Genomic DNA, 8,850 nt, shown 5'->3' with positions numbered 1-8,850 from the left:
GTGGCTTCGGCTGTCATGCCTTCCATCCTATCCGGCGCGCGCGGCCCGGAATAATGGCCGCGAACGGCCGTGCGGTGCCACCATCGGGGCATGGGCAAGAAAAAGGACCGCAACGCCGCCACACCCGCCATCGCCGCCTGCATCGCGGCCGGCGTCGAGCATTCCGTGCACCACTTCCCGCATTCCGGCGACCATTTCGGCGACGACGCCGCCCACTGGCTCGGCGAGCACGAGGGCGTGGCGCCGGAGCGGATCTTCAAGACGCTCGTCGTCGACCTCCACGGCAAGCGGGCCGGCCTCGCCGTCGCCGTCGTCCCCGTGACCGGCCGGCTCGACCTGAAGGCCGCGGCGAAGGCGTTGGGCGCGTCGAAGGCCGAGCTGGCGGACCCCGCCGCGGCGCAGCGCTCCTCGGGCTACGTCGTCGGCGGCATCTCGCCGCTCGGGCAGAAGCGCCCGTTGCCGACGGTCATCGACGCGTCGTCGGCCGGCCACGCGACGATCTTCGTCTCCGGCGGGCGCCGGGGCCTGGACATCGAACTGGCGCCCGCCGACCTCGCGGCGCTCGTCTCGGCCACCGTCGCCGACGTCGCCGGTTAGGGCTCGAGCAGCCACTCCCCGTCGTTGGCGACGTTGCCGACGGCCTTGTTCACCGGCCCCACCGTCAACGTCTCCACGAGTTCGGGAGCCGTCATGCCGACCTCCCCGCCGTCCGCGAACCCGGTGCCGTCGAGCCACGGGGCCACCTCATCGTCGGAAAGCACCCGGGGCATCCGGTGATGCAGGTCCGCGAGATGACCGACGGCGTCGGTGGTCAGCAGCGTCGCGCTGACGATGTCCCCGCACCGCGCCCACAGGCCCGCCACCAGCAGCGGCCGATCGCCCGGCGCGGTGACGAAGAAGGGCGCCTTGTCGCGCCATTCGTACCAGCCGTCCATGGGGACCACGCACGGCTCCCCGTCGCGGAACACCGGCTTCTCGCGCCACGTCTCCGCCCGCGCATTGAAATACGGCGTCTTCGGCATCGACTTCGACCAATGCGGCACCAGGCCCCACCGCACGGACGCGGCCAGGGTTTCCCTCTGCGCATCGGCGTTGCCGGACCTGGCCAGGGCCGTGATGGGCATGGTCGGGGCAACGTTCCAGCGCTTCCCCGGCAACGGCCCATCCGCCACGATCGGCCCCAGCCCGGGCACCCCGGACAGCGACTCGACGAGCTCGTCGCCGACGGTGAAGGTCACGAATCGTCCGCACATGCCCCAATCGTCGCACCCCTGGCCCCACCGCCGCCCGAGTTGGGGGATGATGGATGCGTGACTTCCCCCCATGACTTCTGGCCAGCCCCCGCCGCCGAGCGCCCGGTGACCGCGACGGTCTCCATCGGCGGGTCCAAGTCCATCACGAATCGCGCGCTGATCATCGCCGCCCTGTCGTCGACGCCGTCGACGATCCACGGGGCGCTGCGCTCGCGGGACACGGACCTGATGATTTCCGCGCTCGAGGCGATGGGCATCGAGATCCGCTCCGGGGCCAAGTCCTCGGGCACGCCGAACCGCACCCTGGAGGTCGTCCCCCACGTCCTGCGCGGCGGGAAGATCGACTGCGGGCTGGCGGGCACCGTCATGCGCTTCGTGCCGCCGGTCGCGGCCATCGCCACCGGCTCGGTGTTCTTCGACGGTGACCCGGAGGCCCGCGTCCGCCCGATGGGCGCGGTGCTCGGCGCACTCCGCGAACTGGGCGCCGACATCGACGGCGACACCCTGCCGTTCACGGTCAACCCGACCGGGGACGTCGGCGGCGAGGTCGAGATCGACTCCTCCGCATCGTCGCAGTTCGTCTCCGGGCTGCTGCTGGCCGGCCTGCGCTACCCGAAGGGCCTGACCATCCGGCCCATCGGCGAGGTGCCGTCGCGCCCGCACATCGACATGACCGTCGACATGCTCCGCCAGGCGGGCGTGACCGTCATCGAGGATTCCCCGGAGGACGGCGGCGCGTTCCACGTCCACGCAGGCGAAGTCCGCGGCCGTACGTGGCACGTGGAGCCGGACCTGTCCAACGCCACCCCGTTCCTGGCGGCCGCGGCCGTCACCCACGGCCGGGTCACCGTCGCGGGCTGGCCCGTCGAGACCGTCCAACCGGGCGACCGCATCCGCGAGATCCTGCAGGCCATGGGCTGCCGGGTGCTGCTCAAGCCCCGCGGCAAGGGCGAGTCGGGCGTCCACGACCTCACGGTCGAGGGCCCGTCGACGCTGCACGGCATCAACCTGGACATGGGCGACATCGGCGAACTGACCCCCACGGTCGCGGCGCTGGCGGCGCTGGCGGACACCCCGTCGGAGCTCACCGGCATCGCGCACCTGCGCGGCCACGAGACCGACCGCCTGGCGGCCCTGGTCACGGAGATCAACCGCCTCGGCGGCCGGGCCACCGAGCTGGAGGATGGCATCCGCATCGAGCCCGTGCCGTTGCACGGCGGCGACTGGATGTCCTACGCCGACCACCGCATGGCCACCGCCGGCGCCATCATCGGCCTGCGGGTGCCGGGCGTGCGGGTGGAGAACATCGCCACCACCGGCAAGACGATGCCGGACTTCGACATCCGGTGGACCGAGATGGTCGGGCTGCCGCTCGCCGAGGACGGGGGCCGGTCCTGAGCCGCCGCAGCCGCGATTGGGATGAGTCCGACGTCCGCGTCCGGCCGGGGCGGGGGTCGAGGCCGCGGACGAAGGACCGGCCGAAGCACGCCGACGCCAAGTGGGGCCTGGTGGTCACCAAGGACCGGGGGCGGTGGGGCGTCGTCCTCGACGGCGAGACCGAGCCGCTGAATTGCATGCGCGCCCGGGAGCTGGGCCGCACGAACATCGTGGTCGGCGATCGCGTCGGCGTCGTCGGCGACGTGTCGGGCCAGGAGGGGACGCTGGCGAGGATCGTCAAGCTCGCCGACCGCACGAGCGTCCTGCGCCGCACCGCCGACGACAACGATCCCTTCGAGCGCATCGTCGTGGCCAACGCCGAACTGCTGCTCATCGTCTGCGCCGTGGCCGATCCCCCGCCGCGCACGGGCTTCGTCGAGCGTGCCCTGGTGGCCGCCTACGCCGGCGGCGTCCGTCCGGTGCTGTGCCTGACCAAGTCCGACCTGGCGGATCCGGCGGAGTTCGCCGGCGAGTTCGCCGAGTTGGGCGTGCCCGTCATCGTCTGCGGCGTCGAGGACCCCGTCGAGCCGCTCGTCGACGTCGTCGGCGGCAAGGTGTCCGCCCTCATCGGCCATTCCGGCGTGGGCAAATCCACCCTGGTCAATCGCCTGGTGCCCGGCGCCGATCGCGCCACGGGCGTCGTCAGCGGCGTGGGCAAGGGACGCCACACGTCGACGCAATCGGTGGCACTGCCGCTGGCCGGCGGCGGCTGGGCGATCGACACCCCCGGCATCCGGTCCTTCGGCCTGGCCCACGTCACGCCGGAGACCGTGCTCGACGTCTTCGACGATCTCTCCGCCGCGATCGAGGAGTGCCCGCGCGGCTGCACGCACCTGGGCCCGCCCGCGGACCCGGAGTGCGCGCTGGACAAGCTCGAGGGCGCCTCGCACCGCCGCGCCATGGCCGTGCGGAGCCTGCTGGCCACGCTCCAGGACAACGAGGACTGGGAACTCGACATTGACCGTGATTAGCGCCGACCAACGCCGCGACCGCCGCTCCGCGGCCGACCTGATCCGGCTGTGCGTCTGGACGTTCGTCGTTGGCGTGGCCACGGGTCTCGTCGCCGCGTTGCTGGTGTTCATGCTCCACGGCATCGAGAACCTGGTCTACGGCCAGCACGAGGGCATCAACCCGGTGGTCACCGACGGCACGACGGGCCTGCAGCGGTTCCTGGGCATCACCGTCGCGGGTCTCATCGCCGCGCCGGCGTGGTGGGCGGTGCGCAGGCTGGGCCGGCCGATCCGTTCCGTCGAGGAGGGCATGTCCGGCACCCGGATGCCGGTGATCGAGACGCTGGTCAACGTGTTCCTGCAGATGGCCACCGTCGCCGCCGGAGCCTCCGTCGGCCGGGAGAACGCGCCCCGCGAGGCCGGCGCGATGATGGCCTCGCAGCTGGCCCACCGTTTCGGCGTCGACCGCGGCACCACCCGTTTGCTCGTGGCCGCCGCCGCCGGCGCCGGACTCGGCGCGATTTACCACATTCCGCTGGCCGGGGCCGTTTTCGCTTTTGAGATCCTGCTGACGACGGTCACCGTCCGCGCCGTCATGGTCGTCCTCGCCTGTTCCGCCGTGGCCACCACCACCGCGGGCATCGTCGTCGGCGATCAGCCGCTGTATTCGACGGTGTCGCTGTCGGAGGGCTTCGGCAATCTCGCCGTCGCCGTGACGCTGGGCATCATCTGCGGCGTCGCCGGCATGGCCTTCCGCTACGCCGCCTCCCGGGCCGAGGGCTCCGCCCCCATGGGCGCCCACGTGCTGTGGGCCCTGCCGCTGGCCTTCGCCACCGTCGGCGCGATGTCGCTGTACCTGCCCGAAGTCCTGGGCAACGGCCGCTTCGCCGCGACGCCGGTGCTGGAGGCCAACCCGGTGTGGACTTTCGCGCTGGCACTGCTGGCCGCCAAGGTCGTCGCCGTGCTCATCACGCTGCGCTCCGGCGCCGTCGGCGGCGTGCTCACGCCCGGTTTCGCCATCGGCGCGCTGCTGGGCTACCTCGTCGGCGTCGTCGTCCAGCCCATCGCGCCCGGCATCCCGCTGGCGGACTTCGCGTTGCTCGGCGCGGCGGCGTTCCTGTCGACGTCCATGGCCGCCCCGTTGTTCGCGCTCATCGTCACCGTCGAGTTCACCGGCCAGTCGTCGGAGGCGTACCTCGCGCTCTTCCTCGCCTGCGCCACGGCCGCCCTGACCGGCGAGATCCTCCGTTCCGCGATGAGCCTGCCCACGCAGATCCAGATGCCGTGGACGCGAAAGAAGGCGGACGACGAAACCCCGCGCACCGCCGGGAAGCGGTGACGCGGGGCGTCGTGAAGCAATCGTCCGTGCTTAAGCGGTGACTTCGCGGGTCGAGCGACCCGTGTACGCGGCGACGACCTCCTTGACGCCCGGGCGCAGCTGCTTGAGCAGCTTCAGGCCGGTGCGCAGGCCGCGGCGCGGGGTGGCGCCCGCATCGAGCTGGGCCTCCACCTGCGGGTACTTGACGAACGCCTTCTCCGAGCGGACCTCCGGCGCGTTGTCCGGGTCGGCGACCAGGAAGCGATCCGGCAGGGACAGCTTCAGGATCGTCCGCTGGACCTGCGCGAGCTGGCCCGGGAAGGAACCGGTGTTGTACGGCAGATCGTAATCGCGGCAGATCTGCTTGACCTGCTTCGAGATGGTGGCCAGACGATTGGACGGCATGTCCGGGTACAGGTGGTGCTCGATCTGGTAGTTCAGGTTGCCCGACAGCACCGACAGGATGAACCCGCCGGTGAAGTTGGCGGAACCAAGCATCTGGCGCAGGTACCACTCCGCCTTGTTCTCGTTGTTGTACTGCTCCTTGGTGAACGTCTCCGCGTCATCCGGGAAGTGGCCGCAGAAGATCACAGCGTACGCCCACACGTTGCGGATCAGGTTCGCCGCGGCATTGCCCTTGGCCACCTCGCCCCAGCGCGGGCCGGCGAGCAGCGGGAACAGCGCGTAGTCCTTGAGCAGCTGGCGGCCCGACTTCTGGAACACCTCCATCAGCTGCGGCTTGGCGTCCTCCCACTTCTTCTTGCCGACGGCGACGGCGCCGAGCTCGACGTCGTAGAAGGCCACCGCCCACTGGAACAGCGACGCCAGGATGACGTTCTGGATCGGCTGCGTCAGCGTCGACGGCTTCCACTTCTTGTCGCGGGTGACCCGCAGGATGCCGTATCCCACGTCGTTGTCCATGCCCAGGACGTTGGTGTACTTGTGGTGCACGAAGTTGTGCGAGTGCTTCCAGCCCGACGACGGGCAGGAGTTGTCCCACTCCCACGTCGACGAGTGGATCTCGGGGTCGTTCATCCAGTCCCACTGGCCGTGCATGACGTTGTGGCCGATTTCCAGGTTCTCCAGGACCTTGGCCAGGCCCAGGGTGCCCACGCCGGCCCACCACAGGCCCTTGTGGGCCGGGGTGCGCAGCGAACGCGGCAGCAGCCCGCCCTTGCGGGTCTTGTAGCCGGCCTTGTCCAGGGCCATACCCAGGGTCGGCAGGATGAGCAGGCCGCGGCCGGCGACCTCGAGCCCGCGCTGCACGCGGATCAGGGTGCGGATGTAACGGGCGTCCTTCGGGCCCAGCGCCGCGCGGTGCTCGGCGGCGATCTCCTCGAAACGGCGCCCGATCTCGGCGACGTCTTCCTCGGACAGATGCGAATAGGCCTTGATGTCGGCGATAGCCATGGTGATTGTCTCCGTTTTCCCGGTTGTCTACAGTTCGATTTCGACGTCGCCGGCGGGCACGCACACGCAGGTGCGGATTCGCTCGCCGGCCTCATGGGTTTCGCCCGAGCGCAGGTCGCGCGCGGTGCCGTCGGCGAGCTGCTGCACGCACGTCGCGCAGATGCCCATCCGGCAGCCGTAGGGCAGCTGAACGCCGGCCTTCTCGCCGGCCTCGAGGATCGTCGTGGCGCCGTCGACCTCGATCTCGCCGCGGCCGGGGAAGCGCACGACGCCGCCCTGGGCGTCGGTGTTGCCGCGGTCGAGGGTGAAGCGCTCGGTGCGCACGCCGGGCAGCCCGGCCTCGAGCTCGTCGAGCATCGCCGACGGGCCGCACGCGTAGGTGGCGCGGTCGGCCACGTCCGGCACGAGCTCCTTGATCTCGTCGATCGACAGTCGGCCGTCGATGCCCGTCTCGCGGACGGTCAGGGCATAGCCGGGCTGTTCGCGGCTCAGGCGGACCAGCTCGTCGTCGAAAAGCAGTCCCGCGCGGTCGCGGACCGAATGCAGGTGCACGACGTCCGGCAGGCCGCCGCGGCGCTCCAGATCGCGCAGCATCGACATCACCGGGGTGATGCCGGAACCGGCGGTGATGAACAGCAGCTTCTCCGGCGGCGGCTCCGGCAGGTGGAAATCGCCCGCCGGGGCGGCCAGGCGCACCACGGTGCCGGGCGTGACGTTGGCGACCAGGTGCTGCGACAGGCGGCCCTGGTCCTGCGCCTTCACGGTGACCGTGAGCATGCCGTCCGCGGACTGCGGGGCGTTGGTCAGCGAGTAGGAGCGCCACACCAGGCGGCCGTCGACGCGGACGCCGATGCCGATGTACTGGCCGGCGCGGAAGTCGGCGGGGACTCCCCACCCGGGCTTGATGACCAGCTCGACGACGTCGTCGGCCGGCCGCGTCACGCGCTCGATCTGCCCGCGCAGCTCGCGCTTGGACCACAGCGGATTGACCAGGCGCGTGTAGTCGTCCGGCATCAGCGGCGTCGACAGGTGACGGAACGCGCCGCGAAGGCGATTGCCAAAGCTCACCGGTTCCCCTTTCCGTAGATTACGGAACCGTAGCTTACGGGCGGGTAACTTTTCGGTCAAGCGGTGAAAACGACGGCGGTGGCGGGGGTGCGCGCCCCCGCTCCGGCCGACTAGAGCAGCTCCACCACCATGGGCAGCTCCGCGGCGTCGTACCAGGCCAGCGGGCGCTCGAGGCAATCGCCCACGGTCAGCTCCGCATCCTCGTCCCCCAGATCCGCGGCGTCGACGGCCCCGATCGCGGCGGCGACGGCCTCCGCGGACTCCTCCACGTCGACGTGGATCGCCGCGACGGCGTCGCGCGGCAGCACCCCCGCCAACGCCACGACGGCCTCGCCCATGTCCGGCTTCAGCTCGACGGCGTCATCGGCCACGTCCGCCGCGATGACCACGCGGCGGTGCGGGAACGACCCGTCGTAGGCCGACAACAGCCGCAGCGACGCGCGCGAGGCGTCGTCGAATGCGATGTCCGCCAACTCCTCGTCGTCGCCCTCCACGTAGAACTCGCGCAGGGCCGGGGTCACGGCGAAGGCCCAGCCGCGGCGCGGGGCGACCGCGCCGTCGGACAGCAGCTCGCCCAGCATCCCGAACGTCGCCGGCAGGTACACGCGCACTAGAACTCGCCCTCCAGGTCGAACAGGCCCACGATCTCCACGACCGCACGGTCGAACTGCTGGTAGAACACGCCGACCATGCCATGCGACACGGCGCCGTGGATGTTGACGATCGAATCGTCGACAAGCACGCAGTCGCGCGCCGGCAGGCCCAGGCGCTCGGCGACGATGTCGAAGATCTCCGGCTCGGGCTTCTCGGCGCCGACCTCCCCCGACAGCACGACCGCGTCGACCAGGCCCTCCTGTTCGAGCTTGCGGATCGGATCCGCCTCCGGCCCGCCCGGGTCGTTCGACAGCACCGCCAGGGCGACGCCGTTGGCGCGGGCGGCGGCGAGCAGCTTCCGCCACCGCGCCCGCTCTTCGTCGGTGCCGTCCAGGACACCGCAGTAATCGATGATGAGACCACGCATGACCACGAGCGTAGTTGCCCGCGCCGCGTTCCGCCGACCGCCCCGCCGGGCGGGCGCGCGGCCGGGCTGGCATGATGTCCGCGGGGACTTCAGATCGGGGGATCGCGGGGATGATCGGGGACGTCGGAGAATTGGCGCCGCTGCGGGGGTTCGAGCTTTTGCGGGGCCTGCGGCCTAGCGCTGGCGCGGGCATTCCGCGTGACGACGGCCGACCGTCCGGTCCGGCACTGCCCACCTGCGGGGACGCCGCGAGGGAGCACCTGGCGCGGTCGATGGCGGTGATCATGGAGGTGCTGTCCGGGCGCCGCCGCTCGGAGGCCCTGGCCGCGGCGGCCATCGACGAGCGGGTGCTCGCCGGGTTGCGCCATCGGCTGCGCGCGGGCGGGCTGCGGG

The 8,850-nt window shown here is 71.3% G+C and carries 10 protein-coding genes; 5 read left to right on the top strand and 5 right to left on the bottom strand.

The genetic code is table 11. The features are described from left to right. The first annotated feature begins 90 nt into the window (after nucleotides 1–90). Entirely contained in the window at nucleotides 91–597 is a 507-nt protein-coding gene (gene ybaK / locus GX015_RS09665; protein ID WP_291344708.1) for a Cys-tRNA(Pro) deacylase, read from the top strand. On the opposite strand, the gene GX015_RS09660 is transcribed toward ybaK, so the two are convergent. After that, the gene (locus tag GX015_RS09660) at nucleotides 594–1,253 is read right to left on the bottom strand and encodes an SOS response-associated peptidase (protein WP_291344706.1); all 660 of its coding nucleotides are present in this window, start codon (nucleotides 1,251–1,253) and stop codon (nucleotides 594–596) included. The two genes, ybaK and GX015_RS09660, sit on opposite strands and share 4 nt — an antisense overlap. 57 nt (nucleotides 1,254–1,310) lie before the next feature. On the opposite strand from GX015_RS09660, the gene aroA reads away from it, so the two are divergent. Genes aroA through GX015_RS09645 form a run of 3 tightly spaced genes read left to right on the top strand, consistent with a single transcriptional unit; the run spans nucleotide 1,311 to nucleotide 4,979 of the window. Continuing rightward, nucleotides 1,311–2,651, top strand: coding sequence for a 3-phosphoshikimate 1-carboxyvinyltransferase (gene aroA, locus GX015_RS09655; RefSeq protein WP_291344704.1), 1,341 nt, complete (start codon nucleotides 1,311–1,313; stop codon nucleotides 2,649–2,651). Beyond that, entirely contained in the window at nucleotides 2,648–3,661 is a 1,014-nt protein-coding gene (rsgA, locus tag GX015_RS09650) for a ribosome small subunit-dependent GTPase A (RefSeq protein WP_291344713.1), read from the top strand. Before aroA ends, rsgA begins: the two co-directional genes overlap by 4 nt. After that, nucleotides 3,654–4,979, top strand: coding sequence for a chloride channel protein (locus GX015_RS09645; RefSeq protein WP_291344710.1), 1,326 nt, complete (start codon nucleotides 3,654–3,656; stop codon nucleotides 4,977–4,979). Before rsgA ends, GX015_RS09645 begins: the two co-directional genes overlap by 8 nt. Before the next feature lie 30 nt (nucleotides 4,980–5,009). On the opposite strand, the gene GX015_RS09640 is transcribed toward GX015_RS09645, so the two are convergent. The 4 genes from GX015_RS09640 to GX015_RS09625 form a co-directional block, all read right to left on the bottom strand. Continuing rightward, nucleotides 5,010–6,368, bottom strand: a complete 1,359-nt coding sequence (locus tag GX015_RS09640; RefSeq protein WP_291344702.1) for an acyl-CoA desaturase — start codon at nucleotides 6,366–6,368, stop codon at nucleotides 5,010–5,012. A gap of 27 nt (nucleotides 6,369–6,395) precedes the next feature. Continuing rightward, nucleotides 6,396–7,382, bottom strand: coding sequence for a ferredoxin reductase (locus GX015_RS09635; protein WP_366926273.1), 987 nt, complete (start codon nucleotides 7,380–7,382; stop codon nucleotides 6,396–6,398). A 164-nt stretch (nucleotides 7,383–7,546) separates the two neighbouring features. Further along, on the bottom strand, nucleotides 7,547–8,047 hold the full coding sequence (locus GX015_RS09630) for a hypothetical protein (protein ID WP_291344698.1): 501 nt from the start codon (nucleotides 8,045–8,047) through the stop codon (nucleotides 7,547–7,549). Then, nucleotides 8,047–8,463 carry an HAD-IA family hydrolase gene (locus tag GX015_RS09625; RefSeq protein WP_366926272.1) on the bottom strand — a complete coding sequence of 139 codons (417 nt, stop codon included), beginning with the start codon at nucleotides 8,461–8,463 and terminating at the stop codon, nucleotides 8,047–8,049. Before GX015_RS09625 ends, GX015_RS09630 begins: the two co-directional genes overlap by 1 nt. 104 nt (nucleotides 8,464–8,567) lie before the next feature. Between GX015_RS09625 and GX015_RS09620 the strand changes: the two genes are divergently transcribed. Next, nucleotides 8,568–8,850, top strand: a 283-nt coding sequence (locus GX015_RS09620) for a hypothetical protein (protein ID WP_291344694.1), incomplete at its 3' end; no start/stop codon positions are given.

Source organism: Corynebacterium sp. (assembly GCF_012837295.1).
Classification (GTDB): Bacteria; Actinomycetota; Actinomycetes; order Mycobacteriales; family Mycobacteriaceae; genus Corynebacterium.
Note: the sequence above shows the minus strand (reverse complement) of the source record. Positions and strands in the feature narration are given on the sequence as shown.